Source organism: Nocardiopsis sp. CA-288880 (assembly GCF_050955985.1).
GTDB lineage: Bacteria > Actinomycetota > Actinomycetes > Streptosporangiales > Streptosporangiaceae > Nocardiopsis > Nocardiopsis tropica.
This window is the reverse complement of sequence record NZ_CP192105.1, coordinates 4,743,195-4,759,271: the sequence shown is the minus strand read 5'-3', so window position 1 is coordinate 4,759,271 and position 16,077 is coordinate 4,743,195. Positions and strand designations below refer to the sequence as shown.

Genomic DNA, 16,077 nt, shown 5'->3' with positions numbered 1-16,077 from the left:
CCGACCCCGTGCGCTCCGGGCCGTGGACCGCGGCCGGATGCGCGGGGGAGCGGCCGCGGGGCCCTGCCCGCGCCCTCTTCCCCGCACCGGAGGCAAGAAGGCGCGGGCCTAGACTGAGCGGGTGTTCGGGAGAGTCCAGGGGTGGTTGCGGCGGCACGAGACGCTCGTCGACGCGCTCTGTGTGGCCCCGTTCCTGGCGTGGTGCCTGATGAGGGCACTCTCCTACGCCGACCCGGACGGCCCCGGCCATGTCACCGCGGCCGTCCAGATCGCCTTCACGCTCGGGCTGCTGCTGCCCCTGGCGCTGCGGCGCAGGTATCCGGCGGGTGTCTTCGCGACCGTCGCCGCGCTGACCGTTCTGCAGCTGGCGTTCGGCGTCGACCTGTTCCTGGCCGAACTCGCCGTCGTCGCCGCCATGTACACGGTGGCCGCGCACCGCCGCCTCGCGCCGGCGCTGGCCGCTCTGGCCGTGGTCGAGCTCTGCCTGCTGCTGATGATCGTGGGCTCCCCCTATGCGGACCGGGGCTCCTGGAACGTGTTCGTGTTCTACACGTTCTTCATCATGCTCTGCTGGGTCACCGGCCTCTACACGAACGTGCGCCGCAGCCACCTCATCGGCCTGGAGGAGCGCGCGAAGTGGCTCGAGCGCGAGCGCGACGCCCGTGCCCGGGCGGCCATCGCCGAGGAGCGCGCGCGTATCGCCCGGGAGCTGCACGACGTGGTGGCCCACAACGTGAGTGTGATGGTGCTGCAGGCCGACGGCGCCGCATACGCGATCGATGCCGATCCCGCGCGGGCCAGGACCGCGATGGAGACCGTCTCCGAGGTGGGTCGGACGGCCCTGTCCGAGATGCGCGGCATCCTCGGGGTGCTCCGCGAGGGGGAGCACGAGGAGGGGTTCACGCCCCGGCCCGGTGTGGAGCAGTTGGACCAGTTGTTCGCCCAGGTCCGGCGCGCCGGGCTGCGGGTGGAGTCCACCGTGGACGGCCCCGTGCGGCGGCTGTCGGCGGGGGCGGGGCTCGTCGTCCACCGGGTGGTGCAGGAGGCGCTGACCAACACCCTCAAGCACGCCGGACCCGGGACGGTCCGCGCCGAGGTACGCCTGCGCTTCGGGGACGACGCCCTGGAGGTAGGGATCCTCGACGACGGGCGCGGCGCGTCCGTGCCGGCGGGGGCGGGCCCGGGGGAGGGGCGCGGTCTGGCCGGCATGCGGGAGCGGGTGTCGGTGTACGGGGGTTCCCTGCGAGCCGGGCCGTGCCCGGACGGGGGATACGAGGTCATGGCATCGCTGCCGATGCGGGCGATCACCACGTGAGGGAACCGGAAGGGAACGCACCTGTGGGCACACCGCCCCGAGACCGGCGCCCGGAGGCGATCCGCGTCGTCCTCGTGGACGACCAGGAACTGGTCAGAACGGGTTTCGGCATGGTCCTGGACGCCCAACCCGACATCCGGGTCGTCGGTGAGGCCGGCGACGGGCACACCGCGCTCGAACTCCTGCGCACCCTCACCGCCGACGTCGCACTCGTCGACGTCCGCATGCCCGGCATGGACGGCATCGAGGCCACACGCCGCATCTGCGCCGACGGCGGAGGGCCGCGGGTCCTGATCCTGACCACCTTCGACATGGACGAGTACGCCTACGCGGCCCTGAGGGCCGGGGCGAGCGGTTTCCTGCTCAAGGACGCACGGACGCAGGACCTGCTGTCGGCGATCCGCTCCATCCACTCCGGCGACGCGGTGGTCGCCCCCAGCACGACGCGGCGCCTCCTCGACCGTTTCGCGGGCCACCTGCCCACCGGTGACGGGAGGCCGCCCGCCCCAGAGTCCCTCGGCGTGCTGACCCCGCGCGAGAGGGAGGTGCTCGCCCTGGTGGCCCGCGCGCTGTCGAACACCGAGATAGCCGACCGGCTGCACGTGTCCGAGGCCACGGTCAAGACGCACGTGGGGCGGATCCTGACCAAGCTCGACCTGCGCGACCGCGTCCAGGCGGTGGTCCTCGCCTACGAGACCGGTCTGGTCGACGTGCCCCGGTCCTGAGACGCCCGCGCCTCCCCGGAGCCGGTGGGAGCGCCACCGGCACACCGCCCGCCTCGGAAGCCGGCCCCGACCTTCGAGACGGATGCGCCTGCCACCTGGGGACCAGGCCGGCGCCCCGGTCCTCCTGGGGGATGACGGAAAAGGTCATCCCCCGGCGAGATGTCCGGAGACCGCCCCGCGGACATGCTGGACCTGTGTCTCACATGATCACGACCCATGACCTGGGCAAGACGTACGGCGACCGCACGGTGGTCGCGAACCTGGACCTGCGCGTGCCCGAGGGGTGCGTGTACGGCTTCCTCGGCCCCAACGGGTCGGGGAAGACCACCACGATGAAGATGCTCCTGTCCCTGGTGCGCCCCACCACGGGCGAGATCCGCATCATGGGCCGCCCCATGGAGCGTTCCACCCGCCGCGAACTGCTGGGCCGCATCGGTGCGCTCATCGAGACCCCGCCCTCGTACGAGCACCTCACGGGCCGGGAGAACATGCGCCTGGTGAGGCGGCTCCTGGACCTCGACGAGGGCCGGACCACCCGGGCGGTGCGGACCGTGCGCCTGCAGGACCACCTCGACAAGCCGGTCCGCGACTACTCGCTCGGCATGAGGCAACGGCTGGGCATCGCGATGGCCCTGGCCCGCGAACCCCGGCTGCTGATCCTCGACGAACCCACCAACGGCCTCGACCCCGCCGGCATCGAGGAGATCCGCCGCCTCCTCGCGCAGCTGGCCGGGGACGGGACCACCGTGATGGTCTCCAGCCACCTGCTGGGCGAGATCGACCGGACGGCCACCGTGCTCGGCATCCTCGGCCAGGGCCGCATGCTCTTCCAGGGCACGCGCGACCAGCTCCTCGCGCGGTCCACCCCCGACGTGCTGATCGACACCCCCGAACCCGAGCGGGCGACCGCGCTCGCCGCCCGGTGGAGCGCGTACCGGGACGGCCCCGCCGTGCGCCTGCCCGGACTCGACCAGGCGGGCACGGCCCGCGTGGTGGCCCATCTCGTGCACGAGCGCGTCGACGTCCACGGAGTGCGCCGCGACGCCCAGTCCCTCGAGGACGTCTTCATGGACCTCACCGGAGGGCGGGGCCTGTGATCGGCCGTGCCGTGGCGAACGAGTTCGCCAAGATGCGCCGCCTGCGCGTCGTGCCCGTGGCGGCCGCCATGACGGTCGGTGTCGTCGCACTGTCCTGCTACGCCCTCACGGCGCCGGGTTTCCCGGAGTCGGTGGACGACCCCGCCGCGCGGCCCTGGCAGTGGCTGCTCGGAAACATGGCACTGGCGGTGCTGCTGGTCTCGCCCGTCCTGCTGGCCGTGCTGGCCAGTCGACAGGTCGACATCGAGCACCGGGGAGGCGGCTGGCTGCTCTCCCAGACCTCGGGGCTGACCCCCGGGGCCCTGTGCCGGGCCAAGTTCGCGGCCTCCGGCGTAGTCGTGGTGGCGGCCACCCTGGCCCAGAGCGGCCTGGTGGCCGCCATCGGCGTGCTGGCGGGCATCACGGTGGCCTTTCCGGCCGGGCAGTGGCTCGGGTACACCGCCTCGGCCGTCGTCGTGAACCTGGTGCTCTTCGCTCTCCACCTCTGGCTGGCGGCACGGACCGGCAACCAGCTCGTGGGGCTCGGGGTCGGTGTGCTGGGCGTGTTCGTGGCCGTCTCCGGCACGGGGGTGTCCACGGGGGTCGCCCACCTCCTCCCCCCGTGGGGGTACTACGCGCTGGCCGTGCCCGTCGACGTCCGCGAGGCGGGCGTGGTCTCCCTGGACCCGCCGCACCTGAGCGTGGCCGCCCTCGGGGTCGCGGGCGGGGCCCTGTTCCTGTTCGCCACCCGCCTGTTCGACCGTCAGGAGGTCTGAGCCATGGGTTCGGTCCGAGCCGAGTTCCTCAAGTTGAGGCGTTCCCTGAGCTGGGTCGTGGTGGTGCTCCTGCCGCTGACGGCCGTCGTCGCGGGAGCGGTCAACACGGTCGTCGCCGGTGAGCCCCTCGAAGACCACTGGCACACCCTGTGGTTGCGGGCGGTGGTCTTCTACGGCTTGTTCCCCCTGGCCCTCGGTGTGGCCGTCCTGGCCTCGCTGGTCTGGCGCGTCGAGCACCGCGGCGGCAACTGGAACGCGCTGATGGGCCGCCAGGTGTCGAGCCTCCACGTGGTGGTCGGCAAGACGGCGGTGCTGGCGGCGCTCGCCGCGGCCATGCAGGCGGTGCTGGTGGCGGGCGTCGTCGTGGTCGGCAAGCTGGTGTTCGCGCTCCCCGGCACCCTGCCGCCCGAGTACTTCCTGGTCAGCGTCGTCGTCGTGCTGGCGTGCCTGCCGGTGGCGGCGTTCCAGTCCGGCCTGTCGATGCTTTTGAGGTCCTTCGCCGCTCCCATCGCCGTGGCCCTCCTGGCGTCGGCCGCGGGGATGCTGCTGTGGACGACCCGCGTCGAGGCCCTGGCGCTGCTCCTGCCCCACGGCCTGGTCGGCCGGGCCACGCGGATGGGGACGGGGATGCTTGCGGACAGCGGGACCGTCACGGCCGGTGCGGTGACCTCCGTCGCCGTGATCGCCCTCGGTCTCACCGCGGTGGTGACCCTGGGCGCCGCGGCCGTTCTGGACCGGCGCGACATCCGCTGACCGGGATCCGCCCGCGGGGGCGGACCCGCGCCGGGCGTTCCGGGGGAGGGGACGGCACGGCGACGATTCCGCCGGTCCTGGCTCCCGGACCCGCACCCGACCCCGTACGGTCATCCCACGGACGCGTAGATCACCATCCAGTGGTCCCGCTCGGCGTCGTGCAGCATCTCGCTCTGGAAGGTCTGCCACCCCCGGGTCGGGTGGAACAGGTGCTTGACGGCGGAGTGTCCCACCCCGACCTCCCCCTGGTCCCAGAAGGACCGGAAATCGGCACTGGTCGCCGAGAGTTCCGCGTGCAGCTCCCTCAGGTACCCGTCGTCGGGGTAGCGGCCCATCGCCGAGCGCAGCTCCGCCGTGGCCCAGCGGGCGTACCGGTGCGCCCCCTCCTCGCCGAGGACATGGCGGGCGTGGGAGGTGAAGCCCTGGTGGACGATGTTGCGCCGGAAACGGCCTTCGCCGGAGAGCGGACCGAGAAGCTCGGCCGCGGCCGCGTTGCGCGCCATCACGTCCAGGCGGCCGTCGTGAACGGTGACCGGGACGGTGTCGTCGAGGCTGCGCAGCAGCTGGAGCAGGCCCGGCCGGATCTCGCTGCCCGGCGCGAGCGGCTCGGGCGGCAGCTCACCGGCGAGCCGGAACAGGTGGCCGCGCTCTCCGGCGGTGAGACCGAGGACCTGCGCCAGGGCGGTGAGCACCTCGCGGGAGGGGCGGGGCGCCCGCCCCTGTTCGAGGCGGGTGTAGTACTCGACGGAGATCCCGGCGCTCTCGGCCAGTTCCTGCCGTCTCAGCCCGGGGACCCGGCGCCGGGAGGCCGGCACGACGGCCGACGGCTCGGAGGGAGCCATCATGGCCCGCCGACCACGCAGGAACTCCCCTAGGTCTGTTCTCAGCCCGGTTGGCATGCCCACGATGATACCGGGGCGCTCCGCACGATCCCCGCCGCTCTCCCGCCCACGGCGCTCGTCCTGACTGGCCCTGCCAGTACCAGGTCTCACGGAGTCTTCCCCGCCTGTCGGGATTCCCGCACAGTGGTCCTCGAACGCCCGACACGGGCGTTCGACCACCGCACCACTACCATCCGAGGATTCTTCACATGCCCACGAACCGCGTCGCTTTGATCACCGGAGCCAACCAGGGCATGGGCAGGCACGTGGCCGGGGAACTGGTCTCCGACGGGGTCGCCGTGTTCCTCGGCTCCCGTGATCTCGCCCGGGGTGAGGCGGCGGCCGCCGAGATCGGCGACGGCGCCACCGCACTCCAGCTCGACGTGACCGACGCGAGGTCCGTCACCGCGGCCGCCGAGAGGATCGAGGCAGAGGCCGGACGGCTCGACCTCCTCGTCAACAACGCCGCCATCTCCTCCACACGTACCGGCCTCACCATGGCCCAGCTCCGGGCCACGGCCCGGCCGAGCACGGTCTCGCTGGACGAGGTGCGGGCGGTCTGGGAGGTGAACGTCTTCGGCCCGCTCGCGGTCTTCCAGGCCGTGCTGCCGCTGCTTCGCGCCTCCTCCGACGCACGCGTCGTGAACGTCACGAGCGCGATGGGTTCGCTGACCACCATGGGGGACCCGGCCTTCGCGTTCCGCCGTGCCTTCGAACCGGTCTACTCCGCGTCCAAGACAGCGCTCAACGCCGTGACGCTGGCCATGATGGTCGAACTCGAAGAGACCGGTATCAAGGTCAACCTCGTCTCGCCGGGGTTCGCGAACACCGCACTGGTCGAGTTCGAGGGGACGGAGACGGTCGGGGACGCTTCCCGGGAGGTGGTGCGGGTGGCCCGCCTCGGCCCCGACGGGCCGAGCGGCACCTTCACCTCCTGGGAGGGTGTGGACATCCCCTGGTGACCACCGCCGGCGGCCGCCGATCAGCCGTGCCGGGGATCCGGACAGGCAGACTCCCAGGAGGTGGGCGGGCGTGCTCGGGGCTGCCGGGGCGTCACCGCGACCTCCGGCGGGGTCTGCCGCCGCAACCTGTGGCGGCCCTCCTCGGCCCGGCTGACCCGCGGCTGTCCGTGGCTCCGGGGGAACCGGGCCCACGGGGTCGGGCTACGACCCCGAGGTCGGCGCTTCCTCCCGTGCCCCGGTGGTGCGCACCGGGCGGTTCGCCCTGCGGTAGGTCAGTGTGCGCAGCAGGACCTCCGCGGGTCCGCGCCGGCCCGCACGGTCGAGCAGGTACGCCGCGAGGACGGTCAGCAGCCAGGTGCCCGCGGCCACCAGGACCGCCGACCAGCTGGACAGGTGCACCCCGAGCCCGAGCCCCCACGCCGCCAGCAGGGGCGCGAAGACCAGCGACTGGGCGAGGTAGCCGCTCAGGGAGCGCCGTCCCAGGGCCGCCAGGGCCCGGACCGGGAGCCGGGGCCCCCTGCCCCGGGCGGCGAGCCGGTGCGCCAGGAGCGCGAAGAGCGCGGCGTAACCCACGCCGGTGAAGATCCCGGTGTAGAAGTGCACCGCGGCGACCGCCGGGCCGTACACCGGGTCGAGCACGCCCACGTGCTGCAGGCCCAGCACCAGGCCGGGGATCCACCCGGCGGCGATGCCCAGGACCGCGACCCGGCGCAGCAGGGGCAGGTGCCGTGCGGGGTCCTCCAGGAACCGGTGCCGTGCGGCGAGCAGGCCGAGCAGGAACACGGTCGGCAGGGCGAGGGAGAGCAGGCCCGAGCCGAGCCCGAAGAGCCAGGTGGGCAGCCGCACCGCGGCGGAGAGCAGGTAGCCGGTCTCGGCGATGCTGGCCCTTTGCATGTCGGCCGCGTTCACCGCGGGCGCGCCCGTCGGTGCGACCAGGGACGCGAGCACCGACAGGGCGGTGAACAGGGCTCCGGCCGTCAGCAGGACGGCGGTCCAGGCCTTGAGGGCGCGGTCGGTGCGGTGCAGGAACAGGGGCACCATGAGCAGGCCGATGAGGCCGTAGGTGCCGATGATGTCGCCCTGCCAGAGCAGGAGGGCGTGCACGGCGCCCAGGGCGAGCATCCACAGGTGGCGTGTGCGCAGGATCCTGCGGGCGTCCTGGTCGTGGGTCCCGTGGGCTCTCTGGCGGGCGTACATCTGCCCGATGCCGTAGGCGAACAGGAACCCGAACATGGTGTGGGTGCGGGCGTCCACCACGATGAGGGTCAGGACCTGCGCGATCCTGTCGGCGGGGTTGCCCTGGTCGGGGTGGAGCATGGCCAGGCCGGCGGGGGCGTCGTAGAGGAACCACGGCACGTGGGCCAGCGCGATCAGCAGCAGCATCATGCCCCGGGCCAGGTCCGGGGCCAGAGCCCGTTCGGTGAGGGGGGTCGAATGCACCGGGGCCCCGGTGCCGGGGGTGGAGGGCGGACCCTCGGTACGGTGGGTCGTCATGGGGGTGGGCTCCCGGCGGTCTTCTCTGGTGATCGGTGGGGTCGGGTCGCGCGGCCTGCCGTGACCGCACGCGGGTCACGCGGACTCCGCCCGAGGACATGACGCCACCCTCCTCCACCTGCACCGTTCTGCGGCAGTGGGACCGTGTCACCGTTCTCCCGTGACTTTTGCACGGGTGAACCCATGACACGGCGTCACTGGTGGAGGCACCGGGGGAATCCGGACCCGAGCCTCGGCGGCGCAGGGGATCCGAAGGCAATGCACGAGCGCGCAGGGCCGCCGAATCCGTCCGGATCGTTCACGCGATGTCCCTTGCCGGAGCAGTGGCCTCCGCGAGTTCACCGGGCGCACGCCAGGTGTGCCGAGCGGCTCCATGCCATTTCGGGCCTCTGATTCGATTGGCTGTTCCGCCGCACTCCGGGTGATGCCGACCGGAGTCGTATCAGAACGGAACCGCAGGTCATAAACGAAATGCACCCCGGCGGGCGTGTGGCCCGACGGCGCCTCCCGAGTTTTCTCGGCCGATGACGGAGTTGCACTCCTCCACCTGGGCTGACGTGCGTATACGTTCTGATCGCAGACCTGGTTCCGGTCGCGCGGCTTTATCGGCTTCGCGCATCTCGGGAACGCGGACGACGCCGCGATCCCTCCGGTGGGAGAACCCGCGGGAGAAATCGGATCGGAAACCCGGGCGGACCTGGTCATCAGCAACGCAACGAGAGGGAACTCGTCGGGAAATGCCCGGTGAGTCGTGCCAGTCGTCACCGTCCGGTGGTCGGCTGTTGGTCGGAAACTGGTTCCTTGTTCAGTCTTGTCAAGAAAGGTTGCTTCCCGCCGGTCCCCCTGGCCGGTTTCTCTCCCCCGCATATCGGAGGCAACCGCATGCCAACGCCCCATTCACGACATGCGCAGACGCGGCGCGCCCCCCGGGCACGCCGTTACTTTCGCACCGCGATGACGGCCTCGATGGCCGCTGCCATCGCCGGTTCCATCACCATGGTCCCCGCCCCGGCCGCGGCAGAGCCGTCGGAGAACGGGGACGCCGACGCCTACCGCGGCGGGATCGAGGTCGTCCGGTCGCAGGCCGCCGACGACTCGGTGCTGACGGGCCGGGTGTTCGTCGACGCCGACCGCAACAGCGTCAGCGACCGCGGCGAGGACGGTCTGGCCGGCGTCGTTGTCACCAACGGGCGCGACGTGGTCCGCACCGACCGGCGGGGCCGCTACGAGCTGCCCGCGTTCGACAACATGACGGTGTCGATCACGCAGCCCTCGGGCTACCAGGTGCCGATGGACGAGCACAACATCCCGCAGTTCCACTACAACCACCTGCCCGAGGGGTCCCCGGAGCTGCGCTACGGCGGCATCGAGCCCACCGGGCCGCTGCCGTCCGCGGTCAACTTCCCGGTGGTGGAGAGCGGGGAGACCGGCGACCCGGACCAGAGCTGCGTCATCGCCGGAGACCTGCAGACCTACGACGAGCAGGAGGTCGAGTACGCGCGCGCCGGAGCCATCAGGGACCTGGCCGAGCGTGACGACTACGCCGGCTGCGGCACCCTGTTCGTCGGCGACGTCGTGGGCGACGACCTGTCGCTCTACCCCGCCATCAAGGACCTGGTCGCCGAGACCAACGGACCGGCCCGCTTCCTGCCGGGCAACCACGACCTCGACTTCGACGCGCCCGACTCCGAGCACTCCTTCGACACCTTCCGCGCCCAGCTGGCGCCGGAGTACTACTCCTACGACGTCGGCGACGTGCACGTCGTCGCGCTGAACACCGTCGACTACCCGTGCACCGCGGCCGAGGACAGCCCCGCGGGCATCGCCGAGCACTGCGCGGACCCGGAGGGCCGCCCGGCGTACAACGGCCGCATCGACGACGACCAGCTCGCGTGGCTCGAACAGGACCTGGCGCACGTCGACCGCGACAAGCTCGTCGTGGTCGCCGGCCACATCGGCCTGCTCAACTACGCCGACGAGAGCTCCCCGGTGCACCAGGTCGACCAGGTCCGCCGCGTGCACGAGCTGCTGGAGGGGCGCAGGGCCGTGGCGCTGTCCGGCCACAGCCACAGCATCGAGAACCTCAAGACCGGTGACGACGTCGAGGGGTGGCGCACCCTCTTCGGCGTCGAGGGACTCCCGTTCCCGCACATCACCGCCGGCGCGATCTCGGGCGACTGGTACTCCGGCGAGGTCGGCGAGGAGGGCTACCCGACGGCGATCGGCCGCGACGGCGGCCGCCCCGGACTGGTGACGCTGGACATCGAGGGCAACGAGTTCCAGGAGCGCTACACCGTCACCGGTGAGTCCGACGACGTGCAGACGCAGCTGGGCATCAACAGCCCGACCTACCGCGAGTGGTTCGCGGAGCGCCAGGAGTGGAACGGCAACCCCGTGGGGGAGGCCCCCGAACTGGACGAGCCCCTGGTGGTCGACCGCTCCGACCTGGCGGGCGGGAGCTGGCTGACGACCAACTTCTTCTTCGGCTCCACCGGCTCGACGGTCGAGGTGAGCATCGACGGCGGGCGGACCAGGGAGGCCACGCGCACCCAGCAGATGGAGGGCGAGGACGTCAACGTCGGCGTCGAGTACTCCGACCCGTACGCGATCTCGCAGCAGCTGGTCCACGGCGGCAGCCTCGCCGACCGGACGATGCACCTGTGGCGGTTCGACCTTCCCAGGAACCTGCGCACCGGTGAGCACACCGCCGAGGTGACCGCGACCGACTCCTACGGCCGCGAGTTCACCGACACCATCGAGTTCGAGGTGGTGGGGCGCCGGTAACGGGGCTCCTCCACCCGGAGGGCCGCCGCCCGCAGGGGTGGCGGCCCTCCTCCGCGCGGACCGGCCGCGCGGAGGGGAACGCACGGGCCCCAGGGCTCCCCGCCGGGCGGTGACGGGTTCTGGCAGGGCCTCCCACACGGGTTCCCGCGGATGTTTCACTGCGACAGGAGGCCGGAAGTCACGGCCCCCGCCCCGTCCCGCCCGCGCGGCGACTCCGCCGCGCCCCGGGCGTCGACGAGGCCGTTCCGAAGAACACCGCTGAGGAGAAGCATGCCCACCGTTGCCGCCTACACGGCCACCTCGCCGACCGCGCCCCTGACCCCGGGCACGGTCGAGCGCCGCGAGGTCGGCCCCAAGGACGTCCTGATCGACATCGCCTACGCCGGGATCTGCCACTCCGACATCCACACCGTCCGCGGCGACTGGGGCGAGGTCCCCTACCCGCTGACCGTCGGGCACGAGATCGCCGGAGTGGTCGCCCGGGTCGGCGAGGAGGTCACCGCCCACAAGGTCGGCGACCGGGTCGGCGTGGGGTGCATGGTGGACTCCTGCCGCGAGTGCGCCAACTGCGTGGCGGGGGCCGAGCAGTACTGCCTGCGCGGGTTCACCGACACCTACAACGGCACCGACCGGGACGGCACCACCACCCAGGGCGGCTACTCGACCGGCATCGTGGTCGACGAGCACTTCGTCCTGCGCATCCCCGACACGATCCCCTTCGAGAAGGCCGCCCCGCTGCTGTGCGCGGGGATCACCACCTACTCGCCGCTGCGCAACTGGAACGCCGGACCCGGCACGAAGGTCGCCGTGGTGGGGCTGGGCGGCCTGGGGCACATGGCCGTCAAGATCGCCCACGCCCTGGGCGCCGAGGTGACGGTGCTCTCCCAGAGCCTGAAGAAGCGCGAGGACGGGCTGCGGTTCGGCGCCGACCACTACCACGCCACCGCGGACCCGGCCACCTTCGAGCAGCTGGCCGGCTCCTTCGACCTGATCGTCAACACCGTCAGCGCGCCCATCGACCTGGACGCCTACCTGAACCTGCTGGCGCTGGACGGCACGATCGTGAGCGTGGGAGCCCCGCCCGAGCCGGTGTCGGTGACCCTGTTCACGCTGTTCGAGAACCGCCGCTCCTTCGCCGGGTCGAAGATCGGCGGCATCGCCCAGACGCAGGAGATGCTGGACTTCTGCGCCGAGCACGGCATCGCCCCGGAGGTCGAGGTCATCGCCGCCGACGCGGTCAACGACGCCTGGGAGCGGGTGCTGGCCTCGGACGTGCGGTACCGGTTCGTCATCGACACCTCCACCCTGGGCGGGTCCTGACCCCGGCCCGGGGGAGCCGCCGGACGACCTGGGGAACGGCCGCGGGGGCAGGCCCTGCCGCACTCGGCGGTGAGGGGGTCCGCCAGGGCCTGCCACCCCGCGGGCGCTCCGCCTAGCCTGGGGGCATGGACAAGAACACCGTCCGCGAGTTCCTGGTCAGCAGGCGCGCCCGCGTGACACCGGAACAGGCCGGGATCCCCACCTACGGGAGCGACCGCCGGGTGCCGGGGCTGCGACGCGAGGAGGTCGCGATGCTCGCCGACGTCAGCCTCGACTACTACACCCGCCTGGAGCGCGGCAACATCGGCGGCGCTTCCGAGGGCGTCCTGGACGCGATCGCCCGGGCGCTGATGCTGGACGAGGTCGAACGGGCCCACCTGTTCGACCTCGCCCGCGCCGCGTCCGGAAGCCGTGCCCGCGCGGCCTCGCCTCCCCCCGGCGGGGTGCGAGCCTCGGTGCAGCGGATGCTGGACGCGATGGACACCCCGGCCATCGTCCACAACGCCCGCCAGGAGCTGGTGGCCGCCAACCGGCTGGGCCGGGCCCTGTACGCGCCGCACTTCGACACCGACCAGCGGCCGCCCAACATGGCGCGGTTCATCTTCCTGGACCCCCGCGCCCGCGACTACTACGTCGACTGGCCCCTGGCCCGCCACACCACCGCGGCGACGATGCGCCTGGAAGCCGGCCGCAACCCCCTCGACAGGGAGCTGACCGCGCTGATCGGGGAGCTGTCGGCGCGCAGCACCCACTTCGCGGGGGACTGGGCCCGCCACAACGTCCACAGCCACCGCACCGGCACCAAGTACTTCCGCCACCCCGACGTCGGTCTGGTCGAGGTCGACTTCGACGTGTTCGAGCCGACCGGGCAGGACAGGTTGTGGATCGTCACCTACACCGTCGAGCCGGGCACCCCCTCGGCCGATGCCCTCGCCCTGCTGGGCACCCTCGCCGCCACCGACGAGGACGACCGGGACCGCGGCGCCGCAGGCGCGGATTCCGAGAGCCGTCGCGGGCGCTGAGGGAGGGGGGTCCTCCGGCCCCTTCCACGTGCCGGAGGCCCAAGCCTCTCCCGCAGCTCTCCCGGCGGTGACGCCACCGGTGCCGAATGCTGGTGGGAGAGCGGTCTGACCTGTGGAAACACGAGAATCCGCAGGTCGTGGGGGAGGTAGACCCCTGGTTGTGCCGGGTTGCCTCACGTTCCGCTGGAAGGTGTGCGCCCTCAGGGTGCACACCTTCGGCCCATCTGGTGCACCCGTACGGGTGCACCAGGCGGACTGGAGACAGGAAGCTTTAATCCTCGGTTCTCACCTCAGATGTGAGGTTCTCGCCGAAGTCATCCTTGTGTGGCCAGACACTCCTGGCAGTGATCGTGGAACCACGCCAGTACTTCGCGGACCTGGGCCCCTCCCAAGTCCATCAATGCGTCCAGAGGGAAACTCGGCCGGCGATTCAGCGCGTCCTCGGGCAGGTCGATGCGGGGCACTTCGTTGAGGCGCTTGAGGAGTTCCCGGCGCATCTCGATGTCGTCGAACGGTGGACGGCGCCGCAGGTGCTGGAAGACGACTTCGGCGATTCCCGTGACCGGACACAGAACGAGCAGCCGGCGATCCTCGATGGTTCCCTTTCCCCGCATGGTGAGGGAGCAGCTCGTCTCCTGGGCTCTGGACTGCATCGACATCTCACGTGCCAGCGGTACCACGGACACACCTATGGCCCAGGTCCGCGTGGCCACTGCCCAAGGCCACACGTTGCTGTCCGATCCGGCCACCCGGGACGATGGGATGAGGCTCCTCGACCGAGCCGCCGAAACCGCCTCCCGACGCGGTCTTGACCACCAGCTGCGCAGTATCGAAGGCATCAGGTCCGAGCAGGAGACCTGGTCCCATGGCCAGAGGAGGAATGTATGGCGGACGACGCACGTACCATCACCCAGGAGCAGTGGAGGCAGGCGGAACTGATCTGGGAGTACCACCGCATGCACCACCGGGTGCAACCGTGTGACGTGGCGATCGCCCTGGGCTGTAATGACATCGGCGTCGCGGCGCACACCGCCGACTTGTTCCACTCCGGACTCTTCCCGGCTCTGGTGTTCACCGGAGCGAACAGCCCCTCGACTGCGGAGATCTTCCCGCACGGCGAGGCGGTGCACTTCCGTGAGCGGGCTCTCGAACTCGGCGTCCCCGATCCCGTGATCCTCGTGGAGCCGCAGGCGTCGAACACCGGCCAGAACATCACCTTCTCCCGCCGGGTCCTGGCGGCGAACGGCATCGCCCCCGCCACCGTGCTCCTGGTCTGCATGCCCTACATGGAGCGGCGCGCCTTCGCGACCGCCCGCAAGCTGTGGCCCGAGGTCGAGGTGGTGTGCGCCTCCGCGCCGCTGAGCCTGGGCGACTACGTCAAGGAGATCGGGGACGCCGGGCTCGTCATCGACATGATGGTCGGCGACCTCCAGCGGGTGATGGAGTATCCCAAGCTGGGATTCGCCGTCGAACAGGACGTTCCCGGCCCAGTGGATGAGGCATACGAGTCCCTTGTCGCCTCAGGGTTCGACAGCCGCCTGATCCAGAGCTGACCGCGAGGACGTGGAGCAGTCGGACCGAGTCCTTCTCGGCCGACGGAGTTGGCCGGGTACGAGTTCCAGGACGTGGTCTCGATCGGGCGGTGACGATCCCCCGGCTCGCGTACAGGATCGTCCATGGCGCACGAGCCCGTCAGGAGAGCACGACGGTCTGCCTGGAGAGTGGTGAGCCCATCCTGTAGACGCCTACTCGCTGACGCGGTGGAGGGTGTTGACGAAAGCACTCCACTCACATGAAGTGAAGGCGAGTCGGCCGCTCGCACGATTCTGTGTATCGCGCACGTCTGCGCCAGCGATGTGCTCGCGGGCCTCGGGGCGGACTGGCGGCGCGGCGGCGCACCCTCCGGTCCGGCGGCGGGAGGGCTTCCGGGCAGGCCGTCAGGGCGTGAGGAGCGCCTTGGTGGCGCGGCGCTCGTCCATCGCCCGGTAGCCCTCGGCGGCCTCCTCGAGCGGGAGGGTGAGGTCGAAGACCAGGCCGGGGTCGATCCGGCCGCTCATGATGAGGTCGACCAGCTCCGGAAGGAACCGGCGCACGGGGGCAGGGCCGCCGAGGAGGCTCACCGTGGCGAAGAACAGCTCCAGGCCGTCCAGTTCGACCCCGTGCGAGACGCCCACGTAGCCGACGTGCCCGCCGGGGCGGGTGGCGCCGATGGCCTGCGTCATGGACTCCTGGGTGCCGACGGCCTCGACGGTGGAGTGCGCGCCGTACCCGTCGGTGAGCTCCCTGATCCTCGCGACGCCCTCGGCGCCGCGCTCCTCGACGATGTCGGTGGCGCCGAACCGCCGGGCGAGCGCCTGCCGGTCGGGGTGGCGGGACATGGCGATGATCCGCTCCGAGCCGAGGCGCTCGGCGGCCATGACCGCGAGCAGCCCGACCGCGCCGTCGCCGACCACGGCGACCGACTTGCCGAGCCCGGCGTCCGCGGCGACCGCCCCGAACCAGCCGGTGCCGAGGACGTCGGAGGCGGCCAGGAGGCTGCGGGCCTGCTCGGGGGTCGGCTCGCCGGGCACCTTCACGAGGGTGCCGTCGGCGAGGGGGACGCGGGCGTACTCGGCCTGCGTGCCGATCGCGCCCATCATGACCTGGTGGACGCAGCGGGACTGGAAGCCGGACCGGCAGATCTCGCAGGTGTTGTCGGAGGCCACGAAGGAGCCCACGACGAGGTCGCCCGCCCCGACGTAGCGGACCGCGGCCCCCACCTGCTCGACGACGCCGATGTACTCGTGGCCCATCTGCGCGGGGCCGTCCTGCTGTTCTATGCCGCGGTAGGGCCACAGGTCGGAACCGCAGACACAGGTGGCGGTGACGCGGATGACGGCATCGGTCGGTTCGATGATCGCGGGTTCCGCGACGTTCTCGACGCGGACGTCCCCGGGACCGTGCATGACGACGGCTCGCATGGGTGCTCC

At 71.7% G+C, this 16,077-nt stretch carries 14 protein-coding genes and 1 pseudogene; 10 read left to right on the top strand and 5 right to left on the bottom strand.

Translation table 11 applies throughout. The features are described from left to right. Positions 1–121: 121 nt before the first annotated feature. The 5 genes from ACQPYD_RS20780 (at position 122) to ACQPYD_RS20760 (ending at position 4,645) form a co-directional block, all read left to right on the top strand. The gene (locus ACQPYD_RS20780) at positions 122–1,315 is read left to right on the top strand and encodes a sensor histidine kinase (protein WP_433697265.1); all 1,194 of its coding nucleotides are present in this window, start codon (positions 122–124) and stop codon (positions 1,313–1,315) included. A gap of 110 nt (positions 1,316–1,425) precedes the next feature. Then, a complete protein-coding gene (locus ACQPYD_RS20775) occupies positions 1,426–2,040 on the top strand; it encodes a response regulator (protein WP_433702093.1) in 615 nt (204 codons plus the stop codon). A 194-nt stretch (positions 2,041–2,234) separates the two neighbouring features. After that, positions 2,235–3,137, top strand: a complete 903-nt coding sequence (locus ACQPYD_RS20770) for an ABC transporter ATP-binding protein (protein WP_433697264.1) — start codon at positions 2,235–2,237, stop codon at positions 3,135–3,137. Next, positions 3,134–3,892 (top strand): ABC transporter permease, encoded by a 759-nt coding sequence (locus ACQPYD_RS20765; RefSeq protein WP_433697263.1) that lies wholly within the window; start codon positions 3,134–3,136, stop codon positions 3,890–3,892. Before ACQPYD_RS20770 ends, ACQPYD_RS20765 begins: the two co-directional genes overlap by 4 nt. Before the next feature lie 3 nt (positions 3,893–3,895). After that, positions 3,896–4,645, top strand: coding sequence for an ABC transporter permease (locus ACQPYD_RS20760; RefSeq protein WP_433697262.1), 750 nt, complete (start codon positions 3,896–3,898; stop codon positions 4,643–4,645). A 110-nt stretch (positions 4,646–4,755) separates the two neighbouring features. Here the strand turns inward: ACQPYD_RS20760 and ACQPYD_RS20755 are convergent, their stop codons facing one another. Further along, complete coding sequence (locus ACQPYD_RS20755) at positions 4,756–5,544, bottom strand: helix-turn-helix domain-containing protein (protein ID WP_433697261.1); 789 nt, start codon at positions 5,542–5,544, stop codon at positions 4,756–4,758. 191 nt (positions 5,545–5,735) lie between these two features. Between ACQPYD_RS20755 and ACQPYD_RS20750 the strand changes: the two genes are divergently transcribed. Further along, positions 5,736–6,488 (top strand): SDR family NAD(P)-dependent oxidoreductase, encoded by a 753-nt coding sequence (locus ACQPYD_RS20750; protein ID WP_433697260.1) that lies wholly within the window; start codon positions 5,736–5,738, stop codon positions 6,486–6,488. 201 nt (positions 6,489–6,689) lie between these two features. On the opposite strand, the gene ACQPYD_RS20745 is transcribed toward ACQPYD_RS20750, so the two are convergent. Then, a complete protein-coding gene (locus tag ACQPYD_RS20745; protein WP_433697259.1) occupies positions 6,690–7,982 on the bottom strand; it encodes a DUF418 domain-containing protein in 1,293 nt (430 codons plus the stop codon). Between the two features lie 966 nt (positions 7,983–8,948). Here ACQPYD_RS20745 and ACQPYD_RS20740 point away from each other — a divergent pair. The 3 genes from ACQPYD_RS20740 (at position 8,949) to ACQPYD_RS20730 (ending at position 13,108) form a co-directional block, all read left to right on the top strand. Further along, positions 8,949–10,766, top strand: coding sequence for a calcineurin-like phosphoesterase C-terminal domain-containing protein (locus tag ACQPYD_RS20740; protein WP_433697258.1), 1,818 nt, complete (start codon positions 8,949–8,951; stop codon positions 10,764–10,766). Positions 10,767–11,036: 270 nt separating this feature from the next. Then, positions 11,037–12,086, top strand: coding sequence for an NAD(P)-dependent alcohol dehydrogenase (locus ACQPYD_RS20735; protein ID WP_433697257.1), 1,050 nt, complete (start codon positions 11,037–11,039; stop codon positions 12,084–12,086). Between the two features lie 125 nt (positions 12,087–12,211). Further along, positions 12,212–13,108 (top strand): helix-turn-helix transcriptional regulator, encoded by an 897-nt coding sequence (locus ACQPYD_RS20730; RefSeq protein ID WP_433697256.1) that lies wholly within the window; start codon positions 12,212–12,214, stop codon positions 13,106–13,108. 314 nt (positions 13,109–13,422) lie between these two features. Here ACQPYD_RS20730 and ACQPYD_RS20725 read toward each other — a convergent pair whose 3' ends face one another. After that, positions 13,423–13,788 (bottom strand): hypothetical protein, encoded by a 366-nt coding sequence (locus ACQPYD_RS20725; RefSeq protein WP_433697255.1) that lies wholly within the window; start codon positions 13,786–13,788, stop codon positions 13,423–13,425. Positions 13,789–13,992: 204 nt separating this feature from the next. Between ACQPYD_RS20725 and ACQPYD_RS20720 the strand changes: the two genes are divergently transcribed. Then, complete coding sequence (locus ACQPYD_RS20720; protein ID WP_433697254.1) at positions 13,993–14,661, top strand: YdcF family protein; 669 nt, start codon at positions 13,993–13,995, stop codon at positions 14,659–14,661. A 192-nt stretch (positions 14,662–14,853) separates the two neighbouring features. Here ACQPYD_RS20720 and ACQPYD_RS20715 read toward each other — a convergent pair. Together ACQPYD_RS20715 and ACQPYD_RS20710 are read right to left on the bottom strand one after the other, a co-directional pair. Continuing rightward, positions 14,854–14,979: pseudogene (locus tag ACQPYD_RS20715) on the bottom strand (DUF397 domain-containing protein); the annotation flags it as partial. Between the two features lie 66 nt (positions 14,980–15,045). Then, on the bottom strand, positions 15,046–16,068 hold the full coding sequence (locus ACQPYD_RS20710; protein ID WP_433697253.1) for a zinc-dependent alcohol dehydrogenase family protein: 1,023 nt from the start codon (positions 16,066–16,068) through the stop codon (positions 15,046–15,048). Between the last annotated feature and the right edge of the window lie 9 nt (positions 16,069–16,077).

Coding starts and splice junctions, on each gene's coding strand:
- ACQPYD_RS20710 (WP_433697253.1), bottom strand. CDS start 16,068: ATGCGAGCCGTCGTCATGCACGGTCCCGGGGACGTCCGCGTCGAGAAC.
- ACQPYD_RS20760 (WP_433697262.1), top strand. CDS start 3,896: ATGGGTTCGGTCCGAGCCGAGTTCCTCAAGTTGAGGCGTTCCCTGAGC.
- ACQPYD_RS20735 (WP_433697257.1), top strand. CDS start 11,037: ATGCCCACCGTTGCCGCCTACACGGCCACCTCGCCGACCGCGCCCCTG.
- ACQPYD_RS20730 (WP_433697256.1), top strand. CDS start 12,212: ATGGACAAGAACACCGTCCGCGAGTTCCTGGTCAGCAGGCGCGCCCGC.
- ACQPYD_RS20755 (WP_433697261.1), bottom strand. CDS start 5,544: ATGCCAACCGGGCTGAGAACAGACCTAGGGGAGTTCCTGCGTGGTCGG.
- ACQPYD_RS20720 (WP_433697254.1), top strand. CDS start 13,993: ATGGCGGACGACGCACGTACCATCACCCAGGAGCAGTGGAGGCAGGCG.
- ACQPYD_RS20750 (WP_433697260.1), top strand. CDS start 5,736: ATGCCCACGAACCGCGTCGCTTTGATCACCGGAGCCAACCAGGGCATG.
- ACQPYD_RS20775 (WP_433702093.1), top strand. CDS start 1,426: ATGGTCCTGGACGCCCAACCCGACATCCGGGTCGTCGGTGAGGCCGGC.
- ACQPYD_RS20745 (WP_433697259.1), bottom strand. CDS start 7,982: ATGACGACCCACCGTACCGAGGGTCCGCCCTCCACCCCCGGCACCGGG.
- ACQPYD_RS20740 (WP_433697258.1), top strand. CDS start 8,949: ATGGCCGCTGCCATCGCCGGTTCCATCACCATGGTCCCCGCCCCGGCC.